Genomic DNA, 26,820 nt, shown 5'->3' with positions numbered 1-26,820 from the left:
AGCACCGTCATACGCCTTAAAAAAGTGGCATACGCGCCGAATGTCCGGCGCTTTCGCCCTCGGCCGGGCACAACAACCGACGCTCCAACATCGCCTGCAAGGCCTCGAAACGCACAGGTTTGGCCAGGCGATCCGAGACACCGACACCATGGCAATGCTCGCGCGCCGACACATTCAGCGAGGCACTCAAGGCAATCACCGGCAACTCTCCACAACCCGGCAATGCACGAATCTGGCAGCACAATGAGAAACCACCTTCGGGAATATCCAACAATACCGCGTCGAAATTCGCACTCTGCAACGCCGCCAGCGCGCTCGCGCCCGTGTCCACGGTTTTCACCCGGTAACCAAGCTTGAGCAGCATGCCACGCACCACCAACTGGCCGACGCTGTTGTCATCCACCAACAGCACCGAACACTCGTGGGGTGCACGTTGCTTATCTGGCGCAGGCTTGGACTCGGCCGGCACCGGGATGACTTCCACTTCCAGCTGGAAGCGGCTGCCTTTGCCCGGTTCGGAATGATGGGTGAGGCGCCCGCCCAGCAGCTCGATCAATTGGCGGCAGATCGCCAGGCCGATGCCCAGGCCGCCGTACTCGCGTGTCATGGAGCCATCGAGCTGGAAGAAACGCTGATACAGGGTAGCCTCGTCGAGGGAAGCAAAGCCGATACCGGTGTCGGTAACAATAAAGCTCAGGCGCACGCCACCGTCACTGTGGGGCACGCCGACCACACGTAAGCGTACCGAGCCTTCATGAGTGAACTTGAAGGCGTTATCCAGCAGACAATCCAGGCACTGCAGCAGTTTGTCGACGTCGCCCTGTACGCGGTCCGGCAGTTCGTCTGCCACGTCGATGGAAAACGCCAGGCCTTTGCTCTGGGCGCTGGCGCTGAACTGCTGGCGCAAGGTGTCGAGCGTACCGCGCAGACTGAACACCTGGGGCTGGGCACTCAAGCGTCCGGCCTGCAATTCGGTGAGGGTGAGGATACCGTTGACCATGCGCATCATGTCCCGCGCCGAACCGGCGGCGGTTTGCTGGTACTGCGCCAGGTCCGCGTCCAGCGGCACGGTCTGCATCAGCTCGAGGGAGCCGATCACGCCATTCATGGGCGTACGCAGTTCGTGGGTCAGGGTGGCGAGGAATTCATCCTTTAGCCGGTTGCTGCGGGCCAATTGCTGGTTGAGCACTTCAAGCTTCTGGCTGGCATCGAACAGGATCTGCGCCTGTTGCTCACGCATGGAATTGATGCGGTCGGCCAAGGCCAGGGACAACAGCGCCACTTCGATCGCAGAACCGATCTGGCTGGCGTACATCGTCAGGAACACATTGGGCAGGTAGCCCAACACCATCATCGTATTGATCACCCCACCCAGCAGGAATGCCGACCAGGCAATGATGAAATAGCGCGCCACCCGCTGCCCGCAATACCAGGCCTTGATGGCGGCCACAAAAATGGTCACGGTAAACACCAGCGCCAAGCCGGTGGCCAGGCGCAGCGCCAGGGCGTAGCTGGTCATCAACGACAGCAGCATCACCACGCCACCACCGGCCACCAACGCCAGCAGCAAACGGTTGATCCAGCGACTGTGCTGCGCCGTGTGCAAAAAGCTGCGCGCAAACAGGCTGCCGAACAGCGCCGCCGAACCGATCAGGAACGGTGTCGCGGCATTCGCCCACCACGGGTTGTTCGGCCAGAAATACTCCACCGCCGCGCCGTTGACCGACAACTGGTACAGGCCGAACGAGGCGATATAAAGGATGTAATAGAGGTAGCTGGTGTCGCGCACGCTGAGGTAGATGAACAGGTTGTAGACCAGCATCCCCAGCAACACGCCATAGATCAGGCCCAGCACATACAGGCGCAACGGTTGTTGCTCCAGGTAGGCCGTGCTGGACCAGAGCGTCAATGGCGCCTGGATCGAGCCTTCGCTTTGCAGGCGCAGGTAGACGGTTTTCGCCTCGCCCGGCGTGAAGTCGAGCTTGAACAGGTAGTTGTTCTGGCGAATCTCGCGAGCAGAGAACGGCAACGCATCCCCCGTGCGCCCGGCCAGGCGGTAGGTGCCGGTACTGTCGGGTAGATACAGGTCAAGATGGTCGAGCGGCGGGTAGGCCAGTTCCAGCAGCCAGGTGCGTTGCGCGTCGGTGGCTTGCGGCACGTAATGCAGGTTCAACTTGAGCCAGAACACCGAGCGCGAGTAGCCGGCATTCAGGGTGTCTTTATCGTGGGGCTTGAACTGCGAGTTGGCGGATGGCGCGCTGACATCAGCGATTGTGAGGGCATCGGTCGGGTCTTCGAGCACTTGCATGACCCGGCCCAGTGGCAGGCGACGCGTGTCTTGGTTGAACTCGACGGCGCTGGCGAGCATGGGCAGCCCGCACAACAATAAAATCAGCAAATAGCGCATAGAGCCCCAGCGTGGCCTGTCCGGTTATGTCAAAAAGCCCCCCATTCCTTTTGAGAAGACGTACACCGGCAATACAGTTAGTTGTTTGGATCCACTCTAGCATAGCCATTAAAGGCTATTGGACACCATTGAAATAATTTTTTGAAAGGCTCTAGAACAAGCATTACAGAAGGTTTTAACCGCTACTCGTGCGCCAAAAAAGCGTCACGCACCGGGCAAAATTCAGCCATCGCCAGACGGCCCCGCCAAAAGCGTTTGGTGGTAAGCTCGCGCACCATGAATATCTACAGCTCTCGCCCCGTTGTCCTCTGTCTCTCCGGCCATGATCCCAGTGGTGGCGCCGGCTTGCAGGCAGATATCGAAGCCCTGCTCGCCCAGGGTTGCCATGCGGCTCCGGCCGTCACCGCCCTGACCGTGCAGAATACGGTCAACGTCAGCGATTTCCGTGTGCTCGACCGCGAGTGGGTACTGGCCCAGGCCAATGCCGTACTCGGCGACTCCGAAGTGGCGGCGGTGAAGCTGGGCATGCTCGGCTCCACCGCGATGGTCGACACCGTGGTCGAACTGCTGCAGGCGCATCCGCACCTGCCGGTGGTGTGCGATCCGGTGCTGCGTGCCGGCGGCGGTGGCAGCCTGGGCAAGGACGAAGTCGGTTACGCGATGCGTGAGCGGCTGCTGCCGTTGTCGCTGATCGCCACGCCGAACCTGCCCGAAGCGCGCATCCTCGCCGAACTGCCCGAAGGCACCGCGGACGAATGCGCCGAGAAGCTGCTGCCGTACATCAGGCACCTGCTGATCACCGGCGGCCATGGCGACGAGCACGAAGTGCACAACCGTCTGTACGGCCGCGACGGCACGCGCCAAACCTTTACCTGCCAACGCCTGCCCGGCAGCTACCATGGTTCGGGCTGCACGTTGGCCAGCGCACTAGCCGGCCGGATTGCCCAGGGCGAAGGGTTGGTCAGCGCCGTGCAATCGGCACTCAACTACACTTGGCGCACCCTGCGTGACGCCGAACAACTCGGTCAGGGCCAGTTTGTACCGCGCCGCCTGCCGCTGGATTTCTGCTCTTAACAGCAAGAGGCCTGCCTGATGAAACTACGTGGCCTGTACGCCATTACCGACAGCCAACTGTTGGCCGGCAAATTCCTCGCCTACGTCGAAGCGGCGCTGGACGGTGGCGTGACCCTGTTGCAGTACCGCGATAAAAGCAGCGACGAAGCCCGGCGCCTGCGTGAGGCCGAGAAGTTGCGTGAGCTCTGCTCGCGCTACAAGACCCAACTGATCATCAACGACGACGCCGAGTTGGCCGCACGCCTGGGCGTCGGCGTGCACCTGGGCCAGACCGATGGCCCGTTGACCCCTGCCCGTGCACTGCTCGGCTCCAGGGCGATCATCGGCGCGACTTGCCACAGCCAGATCGAACTGGCCGAGCAGGCCGCCAAGGAAGGCGCCAGCTACGTCGCCTTCGGCCGCTTCTTCAACTCCAACACCAAGCCCGGCGCCCCGGCCGCTACCTTGGAGATGCTGGCCCAGGCCCGCGCGCGCCTGCAGCTACCGATCTGCGTGATCGGCGGCATTACCCTGGAGAACGCCGAACCCCTGGTGGCCCACGGTGCCGACCTGCTGGCGGTGGTGCACGGCCTGTTTGGCGCCGACAGTACCCAGGAAGTCACGCGCCGCGCTCGCGCGTTCAACGATCTGCTTAAAATTTCAGTTTAGAGAGCCCCATCATGTCCCGTTCCGAAACGCTGTTTGCCAATGCCCAGAAACACATCCCCGGCGGTGTGAACTCCCCCGTGCGTGCGTTCAAGAGCGTCGGTGGCACGCCGTTGTTCTTCAAACATGCCGAAGGCGCCTACGTCACCGACGAAGATGACAAGCGTTATGTGGACTACGTCGGTTCCTGGGGCCCGATGATCCTCGGCCACAGCCACCCAGACGTGCTGGACGCAGTGCGCAAGCAGCTGGAACACGGCCTGTCCTACGGCGCGCCGACCGCCATGGAAACCGAAATGGCGGACCTGGTCTGCAGCATCGTGCCGTCGATGGAAATGGTGCGCATGGTCAGCTCCGGCACCGAAGCCACCATGAGCGCGATTCGCCTGGCCCGAGGCTTCACCGGCCGCGACAGCATCATCAAGTTCGAAGGCTGCTACCACGGCCATTCCGACAGCCTGCTGGTCAAGGCCGGCTCCGGCGCGCTGACCCAGGGCGTACCGAGCTCGGCCGGCGTACCTGCCGCGTTCGCCAAGCACACCCTCACCCTGCCGTTCAACGACATCGCCGCCGTCGAGCAAATGCTCAATGAAGTCGGCCAGGACGTGGCGTGCATCATCGTTGAGCCGGTGGCCGGCAACATGAACTGCGTACCGCCAGCGCCGGGCTTTCTCGAAGGCCTGCGCGAGCAGTGCGACAAGCACGGCGTGGTGCTGATTTTCGACGAAGTGATGACCGGTTTTCGCGTTGCCCTCGGCGGCGCCCAGGCGCACTACGGCGTCACGCCGGACCTGAGCACCTTCGGCAAGATCATCGGTGGTGGCATGCCGGTGGGCTGCTTCGGCGGCAAGCGCGAGATCATGCAGCACATCGCGCCGCTGGGCCCGGTGTACCAAGCCGGTACGTTGTCGGGTAACCCGCTGGCCATGGCCGCCGGCCTGACCACTCTGCGCCTGATCAGCCGCCCGGGCTTCCACGCCGAGCTGACCGACTACACCACGCGCCTGCTCGACGGCCTGCAACAGCGCGCCGATGCCGCCGGTATCCCATTTGTTACCACCCAGGCGGGCGGTATGTTCGGCCTGTATTTCAGCGGCGCCGACGATATTGTCACCTTCGATGACGTGATGGGCAGCGATGCCGACCTGTTCAAGCGCTTCTTCCACCTGATGCTGGAAGGCGGCGTGTACCTGGCACCGAGCGCCTTCGAAGCCGGCTTCACCTCGATCGCCCACGGCGACGCCGAGCTGAAACTGACCCTCGACGCTGCCGAACGCGCCTTCGCAGCACTGAAATAACAGGCCGCAACCATCAGGCACCGCGCAAACGGTGTCTGATTTGCTACTTTGCTTACAGAGATTTCCGAGTTTTTTCGAGAAATCACCTGCAATCCGGCGGATAACTTGCCCAAGCAGCAGAAAAACGAGTAAAGACTTTGTAAGCAGAGGCCTGCTTATTTCATAATGCGCGCTTATTGGATCCCCCGAGGGTCCGCGTGCCCCGTCAGAGGTAAGTCGATTCCCATGAAACGCACCGGCCGCACCCTGGTTCTGGGCTGCCTGTTGCTCCTTCAGCCGCTGCTGGCACATGCACAAGCAGGCGGCAACTCGTTGTTAATCCCAGCGATGGGTCGTTGCACCCTCAATACCCAGCCAGACAGCCAGGCCGAAGCGCTGAGCGCGTGCCAGAAACAGGCCGACGGTGGGGATGCGCAGGCGCAATACGAGTTGGGCGAGTACTTCCACGACAGCAAAAACCCTGCCCGTGACCTCAACAAAGCCTTGAGCTACTTCGAGAAAGCCTCGTTGCAGGGCCATGCGCAAGCGCAATTCGAACTGGGTAACATGTTCTTCAAGGGCGAAGGCGTGCCAGCCAATAACGTCCAGGCCTACATCGTGCTGAAAATGGCGGCGGTCAATGGCGCCGAAGACGCGCTGGACACGGCTGACGAAGTCGCCGAGCACATGCAGCGCGATGAGCTGGAAGTGGCGACCCAGGTGTTGGGCCAGATCTTCCGCAACTACCTGCAGGAACTGCAGAGTGCCGATGGGCGTTCGCCCTTTTCACCCCTGCCCTGAATTCATCTAGACCCTTCTATCGCTATCGCAGGCAAGCCAGCCCGCACACTCGACCGAGTTCCAACATTGGAATGCGGTCAACTGTGGGCGCTGGCTTGCCTGCGATGGGCGCGACGCGATTAAAGCCCTACTTTTCAGGCATCGGCATCGGAAACGGCATGACATTGCTCACGCCCCGCGCCTCGCTGATCTTCGGCGTGCCCAGGCGCTCGACTTCATCGATGCGCACAATCGAATGCATCGGTACAAAACTGCGCACCACGCCTTCAAACTGAGCCTTGAGCTTCTCTTCGCCCGGATCGACGACCAATTGGGTGCGCTCGCCAAAGACGAACTCTTCCACCTCCAGGAAACCCCACAGATCGCTCTGATAGATCTGCTTGGCGTACATTTCGAACACCTGGCCCTGGTTGAGGAAAATCACCTTGTAGATTGGAGCTTCACGTTTGGTCATGGTGGGCGAACAACACATCGGGGATATAAAAGAGGGCGCGAACTATAGCATGGCACCCGATGCACAACGCTAGGAACCAATGGGCATGCCCCCTATAATGCGCGGTTCTTTACCACCAGTTGACGATTCCCATGGCCAAGAAGCTTTACATCGAAACCCACGGTTGCCAGATGAACGAGTACGACAGCTCGCGCATGGTCGATCTGCTGGGCGAACACCAGGCCCTGGAAGTCACCGCCCGCGCCGAAGATGCCGACGTAATCCTGCTCAATACCTGCTCGATCCGCGAGCGGGCCCAGGACCGTGTGTACTCGCAGCTGGGCCGCTGGCGCGAATTGAAACTGGCCAACCCGGACATGGTGATCGCCGTCGGCGGTTGCGTGGCCAGCCAGGAAGGCGCCGCGATCCGTGATCGCGCGCCCTATGTCGACGTGGTCTTCGGCCCGCAGACCCTGCACCGCCTGCCGGAAATGATCGACGCCGCACGCGTCACCAAGCTGCCGCAGGTCGACGTATCGTTCCCGGAGATCGAAAAATTCGACCATTTGCCCGAGCCACGTATCGATGGACCGAGCGCCTACGTGTCGGTCATGGAAGGCTGCAGCAAGTACTGCACCTTTTGCGTGGTGCCTTACACCCGTGGCGAAGAAGTCAGCCGGCCCTTTGACGACGTGCTATCGGAAATCATCCACCTGGCCGAGAACGGCGTGCGTGAAGTCACCCTGCTGGGCCAGAACGTCAACGGCTACCGCGGCCTGACCCACGACGGTCGCCTGGCCGACCTGGCGGAGCTGATCCGCGTAGTGGCTGCCGTGGACGGTATCGAGCGGATTCGCTACACCACCTCGCACCCGCTGGAGTTCTCCGACAGCCTGATCCAGGCCCACGCGGAAGTACCGGAACTGGTCAAGCACCTGCACTTGCCGGTGCAATCGGGTTCGGACCGCATCCTGGCCGCCATGAAGCGCAACCACACCGCCCTGGAATACAAATCCAAGCTGCGCAAATTGCGCGCAGCGGTGCCGGGCATCTGCATCAGCTCGGACTTTATCGTCGGCTTCCCCGGTGAAACCGAGAAAGACTTCGAGCAGACCATGAAGCTGATCGAAGACGTCGGCTTCGACTTCTCCTACTCATTCGTCTACAGCCAGCGGCCTGGCACCCCGGCCGCCGACCTGGTGGATGAAACCCCGGAAGCGTTGAAAAAAGAGCGCCTCAACGCGCTGCAACATCGCTTGAACCAGCAGGGTTTCGAGATCAGCCGACAAATGGTCGGTTCCATCCAGCGCATCCTGGTCACCGACTACTCGAAAAAAGACCCGGGCGAATTGCAGGGCCGTACCGAGAACAATCGAATCGTAAACTTCCGTTGCGATAATCCGACCCTGATCGGCCAGTTTGCCGATGTGCACATCGATGCGGCCCAGCCCCATTCGTTGCGCGGGTCGTTGATTCAGTAACCCATCAAGAATGCTGGCTGATGGAGATCAAAATGTGGGAGCGGGCTTGCTCGCGAAGGTGGCGCTTGCGTCGATACCTGTATTGGCTGACACAGCGCCTTCGCGAGCAAGCCCGCTCCCACATTTAGACCGCGCAGCATTCCGATAACGTAAGTGCTTTCGTACCCGCGCCACTGGCGTTATTCTCTCTTTCACCTCAACAGCCAAAGGGCGGCTAAAAGCGACCTTGAACGCACCCATAGTAGAACCCCATCGTTTTCTCCTCGAGCCGTTTGAGGCTCGCCGTTTCGCCAACCTGTGCGGACAGTTCGACGAGCACCTGCGCCTGATCGAACAACGCCTGAGCATCGAGATCCGCAACCGCGGCAATCAATTCGAGCTCATTGGTGAACCCCAACACACCACGTCCGCAGAAAACCTGCTGCGCCGTCTATACCGTGAAACCAAGGGCAGTGAGCTGTCGCCGGAAACGGTACACCTGTACCTGCAGGAATCGGCGGTGGAAGACTTGGCCAACAACCCTGTGGCCGAAGCCAGCGTGGCCCTGCGTACCAAAAAAGGCATGATTCGCCCACGCGGCTTGAATCAGCAGAAGTACGTCAAGGAAATCCTCGGCAACGATATCAACTTCGGCATCGGCCCTGCCGGTACCGGCAAGACCTACCTTGCCGTGGCCTGCGCGGTCGACGCACTGGAGCGCGAGCAAGTCCGCCGCATCCTGCTGGTGCGCCCGGCGGTCGAGGCTGGCGAAAAGCTCGGTTTCCTGCCCGGCGACCTGGCCCAGAAGATCGACCCGTACCTGCGCCCGCTCTACGACGCACTGTACGAGATGCTCGGCTTCGAATATGTCGCCAAACTGATCGAGCGCCAGGTGATCGAGATCGCCCCGCTGGCCTACATGCGTGGCCGTACCTTGAACAACAGCTTCATCATCCTCGACGAAAGCCAGAACACTACAGTCGAGCAAATGAAGATGTTCCTCACCCGGATCGGTTTCGGTTCCACCGCCGTGATCACTGGCGACGTGACCCAGGTCGACCTGCCCAAGGGCACCAAGTCGGGCCTGGCCCAGGTGATCGAGGTGCTCAAGGACGTGCCGGGCATCAGCTTCACGCACTTCATGCCCAAGGACGTGGTTCGCCACCCGCTGGTGCAGCGCATCGTCGAAGCCTACGAGCGCTTCGACCACCGCGACGATGCACCGGCCAAGGACGTTCGCCACGATGCTTGAGCTAGACCTGCAGCTGGCCACCGAAGCGCCCGCCCCCAGCGAAGCACAGTTTCGCCAATGGTGCGCCCTGGCCCTGCGCCAGCGCACTGCTGACTCGGAACTGACCATTCGCCTGGTGGACGAGCCCGAGGGCCGCGAGCTGAACCACACCTGGCGCCAGAAGGACTACGCGACCAACGTGCTGTCCTTCCCCGCCGACGTACCGGATGAATTGCTGGATATCCCGTTGTTGGGCGACCTGGTCATCTGTGTCGCGGTGGTGGAGCGCGAGGCGAAGGAACAAGGCAAGGAACTAGAAGCCCACTGGGCCCATCTAGTCATCCACGGCTGCTTGCATCTCTTGGGTTACGACCATATAGACGATGACGAAGCCGAAGAAATGGAAACACTGGAACAAACGTTGCTTGCAGAGTTGGGTCATCCGGACCCGTATGCGGACGACGAAGTCTAAAAACACTCAACTGTAACAATAAAGGATTCAGAGTAATCGCTATGAGCGAAGACCGATCGAGCAACGGGCAGAAGTCATGGCTGGGTAAACTGACCCAGGCTTTTGCCCACGAGCCGAAAAACCGCCAGGAGCTGCTTGAGCTGCTGCGCGAGGCCCATCAGAACAAGTTGCTGGACAGCGAAGCGCTGGCCATCGTCGAGGGCGCCATCCAGGTGGCTGACCTGCAAGTACGGGACATCATGGTCCCGCGCTCGCAGATGATCAGCATCAAGGCGACCCAGACGCCGCGGGAATTCCTCCCGGCCGTGATCGACTCGGCGCACTCGCGCTACCCGGTGATCGGTGAAAGCCATGACGACGTCATGGGCGTCCTGCTGGCCAAGGACCTGCTGCCGCTGATCCTCAAGGAGAACGGCGACAGCTTCAACATCAAGGACCTGCTGCGTCCGGCCACCTTCGTGCCCGAATCCAAGCGCCTCAACGTGCTGCTGCGCGAATTCCGCGCCAACCACAATCACATGGCCATTGTGATCGACGAATACGGCGGCGTGGCTGGCCTGGTGACCATCGAGGACGTGCTGGAACAGATCGTCGGCGACATCGAGGACGAGCACGACGTCGAGGAAGACAGCTACATCAAGCCGCTGCCCAGCGGTGACTTCCTGATCAAGGCCTTGACGCCGATCGAGAACTTCAACGAGTTCTTCGACAGCGAATTCTCCGACGACGAGTTCGACACCGTCGGTGGCCTGGTGATGAGTGCGTTCGGGCACCTGCCCAAGCGTAACGAGACCACCGAGATCGGCGCCTATCGCTTCCGCATCCTGAATGCCGATAGCCGCAGGATCCATCTGATCCGCCTGACACCTATTGCCCGCTAAGGAAGGGGTGGGTCATCAGCTGTTTCCTGTGTCGCGTTGCCCCTGAGAGCGGGCCAGGCAAGGCGCAGGCCGCAGGGAATGGCGCCCCTTTTCAAGGCCTGCAACGCAGCATGGCCCGCTCCCAGGGGCAACCCGTAGGGCCGGGCCTGCTGCGACACAGGGCTGCGTTACTCGTCGTTCATTTGGAAAAACCACACCACACGCCTCGCGCCTTGCCCTGTGCCGCAGCAGGCCGGCGCGACACAGGAAATAGCTGATGACCCACCCCTACATGCGCCGTCTGATCGCACCCGGCTGGCCCGGTAACCTGCTGGCCGTGGTGGCCGGCGCCATCACCACCCTGGCGCTGGCGCCGTTCGACCTGTGGCCGTTTGCGCTGGTGGCGGTCGGATTGTTCTATGTCGGGCTGCGGGACCTGAGCCCACGCCAGGCCCTGGGCCGTGGCTGGTGCTTCGGTTTCGGCCTGTTTGGCGCTGGCACCAGTTGGATCTACTACAGCATCCACCATTTCGGCGGCGCTTCGGTGCTGCTGGCTGGGTTCTTGATGCTGCTGTTTACCGCCGCAATTGCCTGGTTCTTCGCCCTGCCCGCCTGGCTGTGGGCCCGCTGGTTGCGTCGCAATGAGGCGCCATTGGCCGATGCACTGACGTTTGCCGCGTTGTGGGTGGGCCAGGAAGCGTTTCGCGGCTGGTTCCTCACCGGGTTCCCGTGGTTGTACTCCGGCTACAGCCAACTCGACGGCCCCCTCACCGGCCTCGCGCCAGTGGGCGGAATGTGGCTGATCTCCTTCGCCCTGGCACTCACGGCGGCCTTGCTGTGCAACCTGCCGCGCCTGCTGGCCGGCAAGCGCAACGCGTTTATCGGCGCAGGCCTGGTGTTGCTGGTAGCCCCCTGGGCGATCGGCCTGGCCCTCAAGCACCACGCCTGGACCAGCCCGTCTGGCGCTCCACTGACCGTGGCAGCCATCCAGGGCAATGTCGAACAGAGCATGAAGTGGGACCCAGAGCAGCTCAATGCGCAGCTCGCGCTGTACCGCGACATGAGCTTGAGCTCCAAGCGTGTCGATTTGCTGGTGTGGCCGGAAACTGCGGTACCGGTGCTCAAGGAGTCCGTCGAGGGCTACCTGGGCATGATGGGCAAGTTCGCCGCCGACCGGCATACCGCGCTGATCACCGGCGTACCGATTCGCCAGGAAGTGCACCATCACAAGCGCTACTTCAACGGCATCACCGTGGTCGGTGAAGGCGACGGCACCTACCTCAAGCAGAAGCTGGTGCCTTTCGGCGAGTACGTACCGCTGCAAGACATGCTGCGCGGCCTGATTGCCTTCTTCGACCTGCCGATGTCGGACTTCGCCCGTGGCCCGTCCGACCAGGCGATGCTACAGGCCAAGGGGTATCAGATTGCGCCGTTCATTTGCTACGAAGTGGTGTACCCCGAGTTCGCTGCCGGCTTGTCGGCCCAGAGCGATCTGCTGCTGACCATCAGCAACGACACCTGGTTCGGTCGCTCCATCGGCCCCCTGCAGCACCTGCAAATGGCGCAGATGCGTGCGCTGGAAGCCGGCCGCTGGATGATCCGCGCCACCAACAACGGCGTCACCGGCCTGATCAACCCCTTTGGGCAGATTACCGAGCAGATCCCGCAGTTCGAGCGCGGCATCCTCTATGGCGAAGTGGTGCCCATGCACAACCTCACGCCGTACCTGCAATGGCGTTCGTGGCCGTTGATCATTGTGTGCCTGGGCCTGTTTGGTTGGGCGCTACTGGCGGGCCGGATGTCCAAGACCGTCTGACCAATGTGGGAGCTGGCTGGCCTGCGATAGCGGTGGGTCAGCCAGCCAATGTGCAGGCTGGCAGTCCGCTATCGCAGGCAAGCCCGCTCCCCCATTTGCATGTGCGGTGTTATCGGTAGAACACCCGATACCCCACCTGCCCCACCGCCTCATTGAGCAATTGCCCGCTCTGCCATATCGACTTGAACTCCGGCATCCAGCCTCCTAACGGCCGGGCGTTGTCCACCCCCAGGAACCCCACGGGCGCTGGCACGACGGTAAAGCCGGCCTTCTCGAAACTCCACACCGAACGCGGCATGTGCCAGGCCTGCGTCACGACCACCACGCGCTTGATGCCTTCGGGCAGCAGGATCTCGGCGCTCATCTGCGCATTTTCCCAGGTGGTGCGGCTACGCTCTTCCTTCCAGCGCACCTTGACGCCGAAGTCATCCTGCATCGACACCGCCATCAACTCGGCCTCGCTGGGCGGCGTCCCGTAATGCAGGCCCCCGGTGGTCAACACCGGCAAACCGGAGGCCTTGGCCAAGCGTGCGGCATAGCGCTGGCGCTCGAGGCCGATACCCGTGGGCTGGTCGGAGCCCCAGGCCGGGTCACCGCGTTCACGCCCCGAACCCAAAACCACGATGGCATCGGCACGCTGGGCCAGGGTAGGCCAGTCCTCGCGGGCCAACGGCGGCTCGGTTTCCAGCACCCGCGCGCCCCACTCCACCATCACTGGCAGGCTGATCAGCCACATGCCCCCAAGCCCCAAGGCAAAGCAGCACGCCGCCAAGCGCGGACGGCTGCGACGAAACCACCAGGCAAGCGCCAGCAACAGCAAGAGAATGCCGGGCGGCAGGAGCAATTGTTTGATGAAGTAACGAATAGGCATCGGGCATCTCCAAAGATGCCCGAAGCCTAAGGTGTAACGGGGTTTAGCGACAATCTTTACGGTGACATGCTTTACGGTGAACTAGAGCGATGATGCCGTTCAGGGGGGAGCAAATTACTTGTAGCGGGCGGACCGGAGCTTTTCCGGGCCACGACCGGCCGACAAGTCCTTGAGCCACACCACCTTGGCTGAATGCGTAGGCTCCTTGATGGGTGGGGTTGCCACCCAGGGAGGCGCACTGCGCCCATTGCGTTCCAGATAAACATTGATCAGTTCCAGCTCCGCACGGCTCAAGCCACGCAGTTCCAGCTCTACAGGCCGCTCATCACGCAATCGGCCCGCTGTCCTCGCTGCATCCAATGCACGACCCAATCGGTCGATCAGTCCTTCATAGATATCGGGTTTCGTTACGATTCGCTGCGATTCAACCATCCCCTCACCTCATTGAAGATATGACTCACTCCCCAATAAACAGCGTAGCCCCCATGGCTGCACCTGCCTGGCGCCGCGACAGACGGCCCTGCCTGCGCAATCAGGGTTTCCCTCGATAGAGTGGGGTCATGTATGCTACGGCGCTTCCTGTAACTCCACTTCCCGCAGGGTTTGGGCACGGACGCGCCGCTTTTTGGTGTCGCTCAACCTGAATGTTGCACCGAAGAGGATTAGGCCACCCCTATTCAGTTCAAAAGTAGCCATGCACGAACAATATCAGCCCCGTGAAATAGAAAATGCCGCCCAAACCTTCTGGGACGAGCAAAAGTCCTTTGAAGTCAGTGAACAGCCAGGCAAGGAGACTTACTACTGCCTATCGATGTTCCCTTACCCCAGCGGCAAGCTACACATGGGGCACGTGCGCAACTACACCATCGGCGACGTGATTTCCCGCTACCAGCGCATGCAAGGCAAGAACGTCCTGCAACCCATGGGTTGGGACGCCTTCGGCATGCCGGCGGAAAACGCCGCGATGAAAAACAACGTAGCCCCCGCCAAGTGGACCTACGAAAACATCGCCTACATGAAGAGCCAGCTGCGCAGCCTGGGCCTGGCGGTGGACTGGTCCCGCGAAGTGACCACCTGCAAGCCGGACTACTACCGCTGGGAACAATGGCTGTTCACTCGCCTGTTCGAAAAAGGCGTGATCTACAAGAAAAGCGGCACCGTTAACTGGGACCCGCTCGACCAGACCGTACTGGCCAACGAACAGGTAATCGACGGCCGCGGCTGGCGCTCCGGCGCGCTGATCGAAAAGCGCGAAATCCCGATGTACTACTTCAAGATCACCGCGTACGCGGATGAGCTCTTGTCGAGCCTCGACGACCTGCCGGGCTGGCCTGAACAGGTCAAGACCATGCAACGCAACTGGATCGGCAAGTCCAAGGGCATGGAAGTGCAGTTCCCCTACAACGTCGACTCGATCGGCGCAGCGGGCGCACTCAAAGTCTTTACCACCCGCCCCGACACGCTGATGGGCGCAACCTACGTCGCCGTGGCCGCCGAACACCCGCTGGCCACCCAGGCGGCCCAGAACAATCCTGAGCTGCAGGCATTCATCGCCGAATGCAAAGGCGGCAGCGTGGCCGAAGCCGACGTCGCCACCCAAGAGAAAAAAGGCCTGCCGACCGGCCTGTTCGTCGAGCACCCGCTGACCGGTGAAAAACTGCCGGTGTGGGTCGCCAACTACGTGCTGATGCACTACGGCGATGGCGCAGTAATGGCTGTGCCGGCTCACGACGAGCGCGACTTCGAATTCGCCACCAAATACAACCTGCCGATCAAATCCGTGGTGCGCACCAGCTCGGGCGACACCAACCCGGCCCCGTGGCAAGACGCCTACGGCGAGCACGGTGAACTGATCAATTCCGGCGAGTTCGACGGCCTGGACTTCCAGGGCGCGTTCGACGCCATCGAAGTGGCCCTGATCAAGAAAAACCTCGGCGCCTCGCGCACCCAGTTCCGCCTGCGCGACTGGGGCATCAGCCGCCAGCGCTACTGGGGCTGCCCGATCCCGATCATCCACTGCGAAAGCTGTGGCGACGTGCCCGTACCGGAAGACCAATTGCCGGTCGTCCTGCCGGAAGACGTGGTGCCGGACGGCGCAGGCTCGCCACTGGCGCGCATGCCCGAGTTCTACGAGTGCAACTGCCCGAAATGCGGCCAGCCTGCCAAGCGTGAAACCGACACCATGGACACCTTCGTCGAGTCCTCGTGGTACTACGCCCGCTACGCCTCGCCGCACTATGAAGGCGGCCTGGTAGAAAAATCCGCGGCCGACCACTGGCTGCCGGTCGACCAGTACATCGGCGGTATCGAACACGCCATCCTTCACCTGCTGTATGCGCGCTTCTTCCACAAGCTGATGCGTGACGAAGGCCTGGTGAGCTCCGATGAGCCGTTCAAGAACCTGCTGACCCAGGGCATGGTGGTCGCCGAGACCTACTACCGCCGTGAAGCCAATGGCGCCTACACCTGGTTCAACCCGGCCGATGTCGAGCTTGAGCGCGACAGCAAAGCCAAGGTCATCAGCGCCAAGCTGATCGCCGACGGCCTGCCGGTCGAAATCGGCGGCACCGAGAAGATGGCCAAGTCGAAGAACAACGGCGTCGACCCACAGTCGATGATCGATCAGTTCGGCGCCGACACCTGCCGCCTGTTCATGATGTTCGCCTCGCCGCCCGACATGAGCGCCGAGTGGTCCGACTCCGGCGTCGAAGGCTCGCACCGCTTCCTCAAGCGCGTCTGGCGCCTGGCGCACGCCCACATCAGCCAGGGCCTGCCGGGTAAACTGGACGTGGCAGCCTTGAGCGACGAGCAGAAACTCATTCGCCGCAGCACCCACCTGGCCATCAAGCAAGCCAGCCAGGACGTGGGCCAGAACCACAAGTTCAACACCGCCATCGCCCAGGTGATGACGCTGATGAACGTGTTGGAAAAAGCACCACAAGCCACTGAGCAGGATCGCGCGCTGGTACAGGAAGGCCTGGAGACGGTCACCCTGCTGCTGGCCCCGATCACGCCGCACATCAGCCACGACCTGTGGAACCGCCTGGGCCACAGCGACGCCGTCATCGACGCGCGCTGGCCGGTGCAGGATGACAGCGCACTGGTACAGGACACGCTGCAACTGGTGATCCAGGTCAACGGCAAACTGCGTGGCCAGATCGACATGCCGGCTACCGCCAGCCGCGAAGACGTCGAGGCGGCTGCCCGCGTCAACGAAAACGTGCTGCGCTTTACCGAAGGCCTCACGATCCGCAAAGTGATCGTGGTGCCTGGCAAACTGGTCAATATCGTCGCTAGCTAATCGGATCGGGCGCAGGGCTTGGGCCCTGCGCCGAACAAAGCCTTCAGGGCCTCGATAAGGCCCACATGGTTTCAAGGGGAGCAACAAAATGATCAAACGCAACCTGCTGGTTATGGGCCTCGCCGTGCTGCTGAGCGCTTGCGGCTTCCAGCTGCGCGGTACCGGTACCAACGAAATGGCGATCAAGGAATTGGACGTCAGTGCCCGCGACGCCTACAGCGAAACGGTGACCCAGCTGCGTCAGGTCCTGGAAAACAGCGGCGTTCACGTCTACACAGGCGCGACCTACAAGCTGTTCCTGGCCGGTGAAAAAGAAACCCAGCGCAACCTGAGCTACGCCAGCGCCGGGCGTGCCTCCGATATCGAACTGAGCACCCAGCTCAACTTTGAAGTCCAGGGCCGCGACCACCTGCCCCTGATGGCTGACAGCATTCAGGTACAGAAGATCGTCAGCCACGACGGTAACAACCTGGTAGGTTCGGACTCCGAGATTATCCAGGTACGCAAGGAAATGCGCCGCGAGCTGGTACAGCGCATGGTCCTGCGCCTGTCGATGATCACCCCGGAACAACTCGAGACCTTGCAGCAGCGCGCTGACGACAAGGCCAAGGCTGATGCCGACGCCCTGAAAGCCGCGCAAGAGTATGAAAACAACACGCCGAAACAGTCGCCTGTTGAAGTACCAGTCGAGTAAGACAAACGGGGCGCCCCAAGCGCCCCGTTTACCCTGCCTATGAAGCTCGCCCCCGCCCAACTCGCCAAACACCTGCAAGGTGGCCTCGCGCCTGTCTATATCGTCAGCGGTGATGACCCGCTGCTGTGCCAGGAAGCCGCCGACGCCATCCGCACCGCTGTTCGCCAGCAGGGTTTCGACGAACGCCAGGTCTTCAGCGCCGACGCCAGTTTCGACTGGGGCACATTGCTGCAAGCCGGCGCAAGCATGTCGCTGTTCGCCGAGAAACGCCTGCTGGAACTGCGCCTGCCTTCGGGCAAACCCGGCGACAAAGGTGCAGCCGCCCTCATGGAATACTGCTCGCGACCGGCCGAAGACACGGTGCTGTTGATCAGCCTGCCCAAGCTCGACGGCAGCGCGCAGAAGACCAAATGGGGCAAGGCCCTGGTGGAAGGGGCGCACACCCAGTTCATCCAGATCTGGCCGGTGGACAGCAACCAGTTGCCGCAATGGATTCGCCAACGCCTGTCCCAATCAGGGCTGTCGGCGACCCAGGACGCGGTGGAGTTGATCGCGGCCCGGGTCGAAGGCAACTTGCTGGCCGCCGCCCAGGAGATCGAAAAGCTCAAGCTGATGGCCGAAGACGGGCAGATTACCGTCGAAACCGTGCAGGGGGCCGTGGCGGATAGCGCGCGCTTTGACGTGTTCGGGCTAGTCGACGCGATTCTCAATGGCGAACCTGCACATGCCCTGCGCATGCTTGAAGGCCTGCGCGGTGAAGGCGTGGAACCACCGGTGATTCTCTGGGCCCTGGCCCGGGAACTGCGGGTACTGGCCAATATTGCCCTGCAATACAGCCAGGGCACGCCATTGGACAAGGCCTTCAGCCAAGCCCGGCCGCCGGTATGGGACAAGCGCAAGCCGCTGATGAGCAAAGCGCTGCAACGGCACTCGGCGCAACGCTGGGCGCAATTGCTGCTGGAAGCGCAACGAATCGACGCGCAGATCAAGGGCCAGGCGGCCGGTTCGCCATGGATGAGCCTGAGCCGTTTGTCGCTATTGATGGCCGGCCAGCGCCTGACCTTGCCCGCCGAATAACCTTCTCTCAAAAACACCACAGCTCCCACGTGGGAGCGGGCTTGCCTGCGAATGTGGTGGTTCAGCTGACACTTGCAGTGACTGGCACGCCGCCTTAGCGGGCAGGCCCGCTCCTACATGTTGACCGTGTACACCTTCAAATTTTCTATATGTCCTACACATCGACGGGCTTTACAGCGGCTGGACTTCGGCAGATGATTTGCGCCGTTCCACCCACCCTATGCCTACCCAACGAGAGCACCAGCCATGAGCAAAAAGCCATCCAAGCATGGCCCCAACAAGGCCAAGTCCATCATCGCCCAGCCACTGTTCCGCAGCCGTCAGGAACGCGCCGGCAAGGGCAAAGGCAGCTACCGCCGCGAAGCCTTCCAGTCTAATAGCTGGGAGGCTTCTTACTTTCTGGCTGCCTGAAGGCAAGCGCCCCTCTGGCATGATAAGGTCTGTACCTGATTTGTAATCCCTGGACCTGTGCATGCCCTCTAGTCTTTCCCGTCGTTGGCACCTTCGCCAACTGATCGCTGCCTCCAGCCTCATTCTGCTTGTCGCCTGTGCGGAGAAACCCACCGCCGCCGACGCTCAACCGCTGCCCAAGCTCCAGACCGCCCCCGTGGTAGCGCCCGCTGTCGTGGCACCGCTGGCCGTGGACAACCTCGATATCCAGCCGACCCAGACCTTTGCCGAATGGCAGGCTGGCTTTCGCGTGCAGGCCCTGCAGGCCGGTATCACCGCGGCCGTTTTCGACAATGCCTTCGCCAATGTCACCCCCGACATGGCGGTGATCCGCGCCGACCGCAGCCAGCCGGAATTTTCCCGGCCGGTGTGGGAATACCTCGACGGCGCCCTGTCGCCCGTGCGCGTGCGTAATGGCCAGGCATTGCTGATCAAGTACGCCGATATCCTGCAAAGCATCGAACAGCGGTATGGCGTCGACCGCCAGGCGCTGGTGTCGGTCTGGGGCATGGAGAGCAACTTTGGCCAGTTCCAGGGCAACAACTCGGTGATCCGCTCGCTGGCGACCCTGGCCTACGAAGGCCGTCGCCCGGCGTTTGCCCAGGCGCAGTTGCTGGCGGCGTTGCAAATCATCCAGCACGGCGACATCCAGGCTGACCAGATGAAAGGCTCCTGGGCCGGGGCCATGGGCCAGACCCAATTTATCCCGACCACCTATAACACCCACGCCGTGGACTTCGATGGCGACGGTCGCCGCGACATCTGGAACAGCCCGGCCGATGCCCTAGCCTCCACCGCGCATTACCTGCAAAGCTCTGGCTGGCAGAAAGGCCAGCCGTGGGGCTTCGAGGTGAAACAGCTGCCGGCGAACTTCGACTACGCCCTGGCTGACGGTGGCGTGCGCAAAACCATCGCCGAGTGGCTGAAACTGGGCATCCAACTGCCGCCTGGCGCGAGCATGCCGCCCAACGTCGACCAACTGTCCGCCGCCCTGCTGCTGCCGGCGGGTTATCGCGGCCCTGCGTTCCTGGTGCTGGATAACTTCCGCGCAATCCTCAAATACAACAACTCGTCGTCCTACGCGCTGGCGGTTGGCCTGCTGTCGGAACGCTTCGGTGGTGGTGGCGTGATTCGCGGCGATTGGCCGAAGGACGAGCTGCCGCTGAGCCGCTCCCAGCGCATCGACTTGCAGACGGCCCTGAGTGCCAACGGCTATGACGCGGGCAACCCGGACGGGATCATTGGCGCCAACACGCGCAAGGCGATCCGTGCGGCACAGCAGGCGCTGGGCTGGCCGGCAGATGGCTATCCGACGGTAAAACTGCTGGAATCGTTGCAGGGTCGGTAGATCGTCGTAAGGCAACTACCGCTATCGCAGGCAAGCCAGCCCCCACGGGAATGCGTTCCAACCGTGGGCGCTGGCATGCCTGTAAAGACGACCGGGGAAACACCATCACGCTCAGGGTTTGAGCACGACATCCTGCTCCAACACCAGCCTCTTCTCCCCCGCATCCAGCCGCACCCGCGCGCCCATTGGCAACGTCAAGTTCGGGTCACAATGCCCACTGCGCCAGCCGGCCAATACCGGGATGCCCAGTGGCGCGAAGGTCTGCTTCAGCAACCGCGCCAACGCCATGTTATCCACGCCCGCCACATCACCCACCAGCACGCCAGCAACCTGTGCCAACTTGCCGGCAAGACGCAGGTGCGTCAGCAGGCGGTCAATGCGATAAATCGGCTCGTTGACGTCCTCGATCAGCAGGATGATGCCTTCTGCATCGATCTCGTAAGGCGTGCCCATGACCGCCGCGATCATCGACAGGTTGCCACCCAGCAAGCGCCCGCAGGCGATGCCAGGTTCGAGGGTGGTCAGTGGATAGGCCACCGGGTGCATCAACTCACTGCCGGCGCTCAAGTGGCCGCGTAGCAGGTTGAACAGGGAGGACTCGGTGGGTTGTTGCTTGTCGCCGAGCAGATCGGCGTTGAGCATCGGTCCGTGGAAGGTCACAAAACCCGCGTAGCGGCTGATTGCCAGATGCAGCGCGGTGATATCGCTGTAACCCACGAAGGGCTTCGGGTTGGCACGTAGCAGGTCGAAGTCCAGGCTATCGAGCAGACGTGGCGTACCGTAGCCGCCGCGCAGGCAGAAGACGGCGTCGATTTCAGGGTCGGCAAAGGTATTGTGAAGGTCGGCAAGGCGGACTTTATCGCTGCCGGCGAGGTAGCCGTCGCGCTCATAGACACCCGGGAAGATTCGCAACTCATAGCCGCGTGCGCGCATCCATTGGCCGGCTTTTTCGACGTCCAGCGCGGCAGGGCCGGCGGGGGCGATCAGGGCGATCGTGCCTTCGGGGCGAAGGGCGGGTACAGCGGCGGTTACTTTACCGGTCATCCATGGTCTCCCCAACGTTGACGCAAAACCCAATGTGGGAGCGGGCTTGCTCGCGAACGCGGAGTATCAGCCTATAAACCAGGTGACTGATACACCGATTTCGCGAGCAAGCCCGCTCCCACACAAGCCCGCCTCCACATTCAATTGCGGTGCGGCTTACGAGACCAGGCTCGCCTTGACCAGTTTGGCCTGCTCGTCCGCATGGTACGAGGAACGGACCAACGGGCCCGAGGCCACGTTCTTGAAGCCCATCTTGTAGCCTTCCTCGGCGAACCAGGCGAAGGTGTCCGGGTGCACGAAACGCTGCACCGGCAAGTGGCTGCGGGACGGTTGCAGGTACTGGCCCAGGGTCAGCATGTCGATGTCGTGTTCGCGCATGCGTTTCATGACTTCGATCACTTCTTCGTCGGTCTCGCCAAGGCCCAGCATCAAGCCGGACTTGGTCGGGATGTGCGGCATCATCTGCTTGAATTTCTGCAGCAGGGTCAGCGACCACTGGTAGTCCGAACCGGGGCGGGCAGCCTTGTACAGGCGCGGCACGGTTTCAAGGTTGTGGTTGAACACATCCGGCGGCTCGGCGGCGGTGATTTCCAGCGCCACGTCCATACGCCCACGGTAGTCCGGGACCAGGGTTTCGAGCATTACGTTCGGCGACAGCTTGCGGATTTCGCGGATGCAGTCGGCAAAGTGCTGGGCACCGCCGTCACGCAGGTCGTCGCGGTCTACCGAAGTGATCACTACATACTTGAGTTTCAGGTCGGCGATGGCGATGGCCAGGCTTTCCGGCTCATTGACGTCCAGTGGTTTCGGACGACCGTGGCCCACGTCGCAGAACGGACAACGACGGGTGCAGATGTCACCCATGATCATGAAAGTGGCGGTGCCGCCGGAGAAGCACTCACCCAGGTTCGGGCAGGACGCTTCTTCGCACACGCTGTGCAGCTTGTGCTTGCGCAGCAGGGCCTTGATACGGTCGACTTCCGGCGAAACCGGGATGCGCACGCGGATCCAGTCAGGCTTCTTCGGCAGTTCGGTGGTCGGAATGATCTTCACCGGGATGCGTGCAACCTTCTCGGCGCCGCGCAGCTTGACGCCGGCTTCCACCTTTGCACGCGGGGCCGGGGCCGGACGTTCGGTGACGTCCAGCGTCGGGATCATGGTTTGCACTGCATCAGTAGTCATAATCAGTCGATTCCGCCCGTGAGGGTCGTCTGCTCAGCATAGTCGAGGTGTTTGACGAGCTGCGCACGCAGCCGGGCACTTACCTCGGCAAATTTAATCGGTGTGGCGTGGTCACTCAGTTGCGTCATCGCCAACCCGGCATAACCACACGGGTTGATCCGCCGGAACGGTGCCAGGTCCATGTCCACGTTCAGGGCCAGGCCATGAAAGGAACAACCGTGGCGAATGCGCAGGCCCAGGGAGGCGATTTTCGCGCCGTCGACATACACACCCGGTGCATCCGGCTTGGCCGCGGCGGTCACGCCGTAACTGGCCAACAGTTCGATCAGGCAAGCCTCCATGCGGCTGACCAGGTCGCGCACGCCAAACCCCAGCTTGCGCACATCCAGCAGCAGGTAAGCCACCAGTTGGCCCGGACCATGGTAAGTCACTTGGCCACCTCGGTCGACCTGCACCACCGGAATATCACCCGGCAGCAACAGATGCTCAGCCTTGCCAGCCTGGCCCTGGGTGAAGACCGGCGGGTGTTCGACCAGCCAGATCTCATCGGGGGCCGACGTGCCGCGCTCATTTGTGAACCGCTGCATGGCGTGCCAGACGGGCTCGTAGTCCATCCGGCCGAGCTCGCGAAAGCCCAGGACCTGTGACATCACAGCACCATGTGCACGAAGCCGGTAGCCCGCAGTTCGCTGTTGATGTTGTAGAGCTGGTCCTGATCCGTCGCAACGATGTGCAACTGGATCGTGGTGTATTTACCCGTGGAGCTTTGACGCTCGTCCACGCGGTTGTCGTTGATCGTCGCGTACTTTCTGACGATCTCGAGAATCTTGTCCTTGCGTCCCACGCCGGTATCGCTGATCACCTTGACGGGATAATCCGTCACTGGGAATTCGATCTTGGGCGCCTTTACTTCTACTTCTTTATCGGTCATGGCGTAACGGCCTCGTAAGCGTAAGCCGTGGCGACGGGCAAAGCCCCGTGTCGGATCAACACGGGGCTTTGCAGGTGCACACTATCAGTTGAACAAGCTGTAGAAGAATAGACGGATGCTATCCCAGACGCGGCGGAAGATACCACCCTCGTCGACGGCGTCCAGCGCGATCAGGTCGGCACTGTGCACCACTTTGTCGTCCAGCTTCACTTCGACCTTGCCGATCACATCACCCTTGGCGATTGGGGCAACCAATTGCGGGTTCATGGTCATGCTGGCCGCGAGCTTTTTCAGCTGGCCTTTAGGCATGGTCAGGGTCAGGTCGTCAGCCAGGCCGGCCTTGACCTGGGAGGTAGCGCCTTTCCACACCGGCGCGGTCGCCAGCTCAGCACCCTTCTGGTAGAAGGTCTGGGTTTCGAAGAAACGGAAACCGTAGGTCAGCAGTTTTTGCGTCTCGGCCGCACGGGCCTGTTCGCTGTTGGTGCCGAAGACTACGGCGATCAGGCGTTGGCCGTCACGGACAGCAGACGACACCATGCAGTAGCCGGCTTCGTCGGTGTGGCCGGTTTTCAGGCCATCGACAGTCTTGTCGCGCCACAGCAGCAGGTTGCGGTTAGGCTGCTTGATGTTGTTCCAGAAGAATTCCTTCTGGGAGTAGATCGCGTAGTGCACCGGGTCGACACGGATGATCGCGCGCGCCAGGATCGCCATGTCATGAGCCGACGAGTAGTGCTCTGGGTTCGGCAGGCCGGTCGGGTTCATGAAGTGGCTGTTGGTCATGCCCAGGTCGGCCACGGTTTTGTTCATCATGTCGGCGAACGCGTCTTCGCTGCCGGCGATGTGCTCGGCCAGGGCGACGCTGGCGTCGTTACCGGACTGGATGATGATGCCGTGCAGCAGGTCGCTCACGGTGACCTGCGAGCCGACCTTGATGAACATCCGCGAACCACCGGTACGCCAGGCGTTTTCGCTGACCGTCACCGGGTCGTTCTCGCCGATCTGGCCGCGACGGATTTCCAGGGTCGCGATGTAGGCGGTCATCAGTTTGGTCAGGCTGGCAGGCGGCAGGCGCTGGTCACCATTGCTCTCGACCAGCACGTTGCCACTGGCGGCATCCATGAGGACCCAGGACTTGGCGGCCAGTTGCGGTGAAGCTGGCACCATTTCAACCGCCCAGGCGGCCGGGGTGATGATCAGCGAGATAAGCAGGCACGTGCGTTTGGCTAAGGTGGTGATGTTCATCCGTCTCTCGAAATTGCTTATGGAAACTTGCCCTCGCGGGCAAAACTTATTCAGACAGCCCGCTTCCAGACTGTCACGTGTTCGGTTGCCCGCTCACCCCTTGCCCCTGGGTTTTTATTCTTCAACGAGCCAACAACCAGGGTTCAAGCCCGCGCACGAGCCTGAACCATCAATTCTCTATTCTTCGGCAGGGCTTATTCCGCCGTCACTACGCTGGGTTGCCCCAGGTTGGCCAGGCGCACGCTGTTCTGCAGTTGCGCGACCTCGCTCGGCGAACCGATCGGGCCCATGCGTACTCGGTGCAACGTCTGCTGGTTACGCACGATGGAGCTGATGAACACCGGCGCATTGACCATGCTGCTGAGCTTGGACCTTAACAGTTCTGCCGCATCCGGGTTGGCGAAAGCGCCCACCTGCAGGTATTGCCCACCCGCCAGCGAAGCACCCTGCGCGGCCTGCGGCACGGCCACGGTGTCCGGGGCGTGTTGCTGTGGCGGCGGCGTCCACTGCTCGACCTTGCCGGCCGACGCGGTGATTTGCGGTTGCGGTGTCTGTGGCTCGTTGAGCATCAACGGAGCTGGTTTGCCACGCTGGGCCCAGTATTGGGCCGGGTCGATGCCTTCGACCTTGACCCGCGCAGTACCGGTTTCGGCGTAACCGAGTTTCTTCGCAGCGGCGTAGGACAAGTCGATGATGCGGTCCGAGTAGAACGGGCCACGGTCGTTGACGCGCAGGATCACGGTGCGGTTGTTGTCCAGGTTGGTCACCCGCACATAGCTGGGCAACGGCAACGTCTTGTGCGCCGCGCTCATGCCGTACAGGTCATACACTTCGCCGTTGGCGGTGTTCTGGCCGTGGAACTTGGTGCCGTACCAGGACGCCGTGCCCGATTGCACGTAGGTCTTGGATTCCTGCAACGGGAAATAGGTCTTGCCCAACACGGTGTACGGGTTGGCCTTGTAGGCACCGGTATGAAGGGTGGGCGTGGCGTCCGGGATCTTCGACACGTCGACGTCCCACCACGGCGCGCCGTCTTTGTGCGCGCGGTTGATGTCCAGGCCCGGCTGGGAACGAACAGCCGTGCCCCCGGACTTCTGTGCCGGACCACGGCTGGTGGAACAACTGACGACCAGCAGGGACAACGCGGCGAACGCCACCAGCTTGAGCGGTTTATTGAACGGCGATGCCCGCATTACTTGTTGCCCCGTGCTTGGACCAGCATGTCTGACAGCTGATGCACGGCCATGGCGTACATCACACTGCGGTTATAACGCGTGATTGCGTAGAAATTCTTCAGGCCCATCCAGTATTCCGGGCCATTTTCACCTTCGAGGCGGAACGCCGTCACCGGCATATCATCGCGTGGCGCATTCTGACTCGACCAGCCCAGCGCCCGCAACTCCCCGACCGTCTTGGCCGGCTCGATGCCCTGGGTCAGGCCTTCGTCGGCGCGATCGCCGCTGACATCGGCGCGGATCACCACCGGTTCGCCAGCGACCCAGCCATGGCGCTTGAAGTAGCTGGCCACGCTGCCGATGGCGTCGTCGGGGTTGCTCCAGATATTGATATGCCCGTCGCCGTCGAAGTCCACGGCGTAGGCGCGGAAGCTGCTCGGCATGAATTGCGGCAAGCCCATCGCACCGGCGTACGACCCCTTGAGGGTCAGCGGGTCGACCTGTTCCTCGCGGGCCAGCAGCAGGAATTCGCGCAGCTCCTTGCGGAAGAAATCAGCGCGGGGCGGGTAATCGAAGCCCAGGGTCGACAAGGCGTCGATCACCCGGTAACTGCCGGTGTTACGCCCGTAGAAGGTTTCAATGCCAATGATCGCGACGATCACTTGGGCCGGCACGCCGTATTCCTGCTCGGCGCGGGCCAGTACCGCCTCGTGTTGGCGCCAGAAGTCCACGCCACGCGCCACCCGGGCGTCGGTGAGGAACATCGGGCGGTATTCTTTCCACTGCTTCACACGTTCGGCTGGGCGAGAGATGGCGTCGAGGATCGCCTGCTTTTTCTGGGCTTCGCGGAACACGCCCATCAGTTGCTCACCGGCGAAACCATAGTCGCGGGTCATTTCACCGACAAACTCGGCGACCTGGGGTGAACCATCGTAGTCACCGGCCTGCGCCTCTTGCGTTGCGCCCAGCAGCCCAATCAGGCCCATCCAGGACGCGTGCCGAGTCGCCCAGCCGCGCATTACTTGCATT

25 protein-coding genes are annotated in these 26,820 nt (G+C 61.9%); 14 read left to right on the top strand and 11 right to left on the bottom strand.

Annotation, left to right across the window (positions count from 1 at the left end; genetic code table 11):
- Positions 1 to 16 precede the first annotated feature (16 nt).
- Positions 17 to 2,407 carry a hybrid sensor histidine kinase/response regulator gene (locus tag CQ002_RS20665; protein ID WP_105162920.1) on the bottom strand — a complete coding sequence of 797 codons (2,391 nt, stop codon included), beginning with the start codon at positions 2,405 to 2,407 and terminating at the stop codon, positions 17 to 19.
- 276 nt (positions 2,408 to 2,683) lie between these two features.
- Here CQ002_RS20665 and CQ002_RS20660 point away from each other — a divergent pair, with 276 nt between their 5' ends.
- The 4 genes from CQ002_RS20660 (at position 2,684) to CQ002_RS20645 (ending at position 6,204) form a co-directional block, all read left to right on the top strand.
- Positions 2,684 to 3,481, top strand: a complete 798-nt coding sequence (locus tag CQ002_RS20660; RefSeq protein WP_034109413.1) for a hydroxymethylpyrimidine/phosphomethylpyrimidine kinase — start codon at positions 2,684 to 2,686, stop codon at positions 3,479 to 3,481.
- A gap of 18 nt (positions 3,482 to 3,499) precedes the next feature.
- Entirely contained in the window at positions 3,500 to 4,129 is a 630-nt protein-coding gene (gene thiE / locus CQ002_RS20655; RefSeq protein ID WP_034109414.1) for a thiamine phosphate synthase, read from the top strand.
- Between the two features lie 11 nt (positions 4,130 to 4,140).
- Positions 4,141 to 5,424 (top strand): glutamate-1-semialdehyde 2,1-aminomutase, encoded by a 1,284-nt coding sequence (hemL, locus tag CQ002_RS20650; protein ID WP_034109415.1) that lies wholly within the window; start codon positions 4,141 to 4,143, stop codon positions 5,422 to 5,424.
- Positions 5,425 to 5,649: 225 nt separating this feature from the next.
- Positions 5,650 to 6,204 (top strand): tetratricopeptide repeat protein, encoded by a 555-nt coding sequence (locus tag CQ002_RS20645; protein WP_010206766.1) that lies wholly within the window; start codon positions 5,650 to 5,652, stop codon positions 6,202 to 6,204.
- A gap of 127 nt (positions 6,205 to 6,331) precedes the next feature.
- Here the strand turns inward: CQ002_RS20645 and CQ002_RS20640 are convergent, their stop codons facing one another.
- Complete coding sequence (locus CQ002_RS20640) at positions 6,332 to 6,658, bottom strand: DUF1820 family protein (RefSeq protein ID WP_003236992.1); 327 nt, start codon at positions 6,656 to 6,658, stop codon at positions 6,332 to 6,334.
- Positions 6,659 to 6,789: 131 nt separating this feature from the next.
- Here CQ002_RS20640 and miaB point away from each other — a divergent pair, with 131 nt between their 5' ends.
- The 5 genes from miaB to lnt all read left to right on the top strand — a co-directional run bounded on the left by miaB (position 6,790) and on the right by lnt (position 12,476).
- Complete coding sequence (gene miaB, locus CQ002_RS20635; RefSeq protein ID WP_034109416.1) at positions 6,790 to 8,118, top strand: tRNA (N6-isopentenyl adenosine(37)-C2)-methylthiotransferase MiaB; 1,329 nt, start codon at positions 6,790 to 6,792, stop codon at positions 8,116 to 8,118.
- 226 nt (positions 8,119 to 8,344) lie between these two features.
- Complete coding sequence (locus CQ002_RS20630; protein WP_069078377.1) at positions 8,345 to 9,349, top strand: PhoH family protein; 1,005 nt, start codon at positions 8,345 to 8,347, stop codon at positions 9,347 to 9,349.
- Positions 9,342 to 9,800 carry an rRNA maturation RNase YbeY gene (ybeY, locus tag CQ002_RS20625; protein ID WP_034109418.1) on the top strand — a complete coding sequence of 153 codons (459 nt, stop codon included), beginning with the start codon at positions 9,342 to 9,344 and terminating at the stop codon, positions 9,798 to 9,800. The genes CQ002_RS20630 and ybeY overlap by 8 nt, the downstream gene beginning before the upstream one ends.
- Before the next feature lie 41 nt (positions 9,801 to 9,841).
- Positions 9,842 to 10,681, top strand: a complete 840-nt coding sequence (locus CQ002_RS20620) for an HlyC/CorC family transporter (RefSeq protein ID WP_010206772.1) — start codon at positions 9,842 to 9,844, stop codon at positions 10,679 to 10,681.
- Positions 10,682 to 10,952: 271 nt separating this feature from the next.
- On the top strand, positions 10,953 to 12,476 hold the full coding sequence (lnt, locus tag CQ002_RS20615; RefSeq protein WP_034109578.1) for an apolipoprotein N-acyltransferase: 1,524 nt from the start codon (positions 10,953 to 10,955) through the stop codon (positions 12,474 to 12,476).
- A 109-nt stretch (positions 12,477 to 12,585) separates the two neighbouring features.
- Here lnt and CQ002_RS20610 read toward each other — a convergent pair whose 3' ends face one another.
- The gene (locus CQ002_RS20610; protein WP_105162921.1) at positions 12,586 to 13,347 is read right to left on the bottom strand and encodes a YdcF family protein; all 762 of its coding nucleotides are present in this window, start codon (positions 13,345 to 13,347) and stop codon (positions 12,586 to 12,588) included.
- A 114-nt stretch (positions 13,348 to 13,461) separates the two neighbouring features.
- The gene (locus CQ002_RS20605) at positions 13,462 to 13,779 is read right to left on the bottom strand and encodes a hypothetical protein (protein ID WP_034109420.1); all 318 of its coding nucleotides are present in this window, start codon (positions 13,777 to 13,779) and stop codon (positions 13,462 to 13,464) included.
- A gap of 262 nt (positions 13,780 to 14,041) precedes the next feature.
- On the opposite strand from CQ002_RS20605, the gene leuS reads away from it, so the two are divergent.
- From leuS to CQ002_RS20580, 5 genes are all read left to right on the top strand, one after another.
- Complete coding sequence (gene leuS, locus CQ002_RS20600) at positions 14,042 to 16,648, top strand: leucine--tRNA ligase (protein WP_034109421.1); 2,607 nt, start codon at positions 14,042 to 14,044, stop codon at positions 16,646 to 16,648.
- Positions 16,649 to 16,736: 88 nt separating this feature from the next.
- Complete coding sequence (lptE, locus tag CQ002_RS20595) at positions 16,737 to 17,342, top strand: LPS assembly lipoprotein LptE (RefSeq protein ID WP_034109422.1); 606 nt, start codon at positions 16,737 to 16,739, stop codon at positions 17,340 to 17,342.
- Between the two features lie 39 nt (positions 17,343 to 17,381).
- Entirely contained in the window at positions 17,382 to 18,419 is a 1,038-nt protein-coding gene (holA, locus tag CQ002_RS20590) for a DNA polymerase III subunit delta (protein ID WP_034109423.1), read from the top strand.
- Between the two features lie 246 nt (positions 18,420 to 18,665).
- Positions 18,666 to 18,830 (top strand): alternative ribosome rescue factor ArfA, encoded by a 165-nt coding sequence (arfA, locus tag CQ002_RS20585; protein WP_003176285.1) that lies wholly within the window; start codon positions 18,666 to 18,668, stop codon positions 18,828 to 18,830.
- 61 nt (positions 18,831 to 18,891) lie between these two features.
- Positions 18,892 to 20,217, top strand: a complete 1,326-nt coding sequence (locus CQ002_RS20580; protein WP_034109424.1) for a lytic murein transglycosylase — start codon at positions 18,892 to 18,894, stop codon at positions 20,215 to 20,217.
- 111 nt (positions 20,218 to 20,328) lie between these two features.
- On the opposite strand, the gene CQ002_RS20575 is transcribed toward CQ002_RS20580, so the two are convergent.
- From CQ002_RS20575 to mltB, 7 genes are all read right to left on the bottom strand, one after another.
- Positions 20,329 to 21,261, bottom strand: coding sequence for an LD-carboxypeptidase (locus tag CQ002_RS20575; protein WP_105162922.1), 933 nt, complete (start codon positions 21,259 to 21,261; stop codon positions 20,329 to 20,331).
- A 156-nt stretch (positions 21,262 to 21,417) separates the two neighbouring features.
- The gene (gene lipA / locus CQ002_RS20570) at positions 21,418 to 22,419 is read right to left on the bottom strand and encodes a lipoyl synthase (RefSeq protein WP_162163623.1); all 1,002 of its coding nucleotides are present in this window, start codon (positions 22,417 to 22,419) and stop codon (positions 21,418 to 21,420) included.
- A 26-nt stretch (positions 22,420 to 22,445) separates the two neighbouring features.
- Complete coding sequence (gene lipB / locus CQ002_RS20565; protein ID WP_049711375.1) at positions 22,446 to 23,093, bottom strand: lipoyl(octanoyl) transferase LipB; 648 nt, start codon at positions 23,091 to 23,093, stop codon at positions 22,446 to 22,448.
- The gene (locus CQ002_RS20560; protein ID WP_025858241.1) at positions 23,093 to 23,374 is read right to left on the bottom strand and encodes a DUF493 domain-containing protein; all 282 of its coding nucleotides are present in this window, start codon (positions 23,372 to 23,374) and stop codon (positions 23,093 to 23,095) included. The genes lipB and CQ002_RS20560 overlap by 1 nt, the downstream gene beginning before the upstream one ends.
- Before the next feature lie 84 nt (positions 23,375 to 23,458).
- Positions 23,459 to 24,616, bottom strand: a complete 1,158-nt coding sequence (locus CQ002_RS20555; RefSeq protein WP_034109429.1) for a D-alanyl-D-alanine carboxypeptidase family protein — start codon at positions 24,614 to 24,616, stop codon at positions 23,459 to 23,461.
- 194 nt (positions 24,617 to 24,810) lie between these two features.
- Positions 24,811 to 25,809, bottom strand: coding sequence for a septal ring lytic transglycosylase RlpA family protein (locus tag CQ002_RS20550; protein ID WP_105162923.1), 999 nt, complete (start codon positions 25,807 to 25,809; stop codon positions 24,811 to 24,813).
- On the bottom strand, positions 25,809 to 26,819 hold the full coding sequence (gene mltB / locus CQ002_RS20545) for a lytic murein transglycosylase B (protein WP_034109433.1): 1,011 nt from the start codon (positions 26,817 to 26,819) through the stop codon (positions 25,809 to 25,811). Before mltB ends, CQ002_RS20550 begins: the two co-directional genes overlap by 1 nt.
- Position 26,820 lies beyond the last annotated feature (1 nt).

Source organism: Pseudomonas sp. MYb13, from assembly GCF_002980075.1.
Classification (GTDB): Bacteria; Pseudomonadota; Gammaproteobacteria; order Pseudomonadales; family Pseudomonadaceae; genus Aquipseudomonas; species Aquipseudomonas lurida.
The sequence above is the reverse complement of the archived record's forward strand: the minus strand, read 5'-3'. Positions and strand labels throughout refer to the sequence as shown.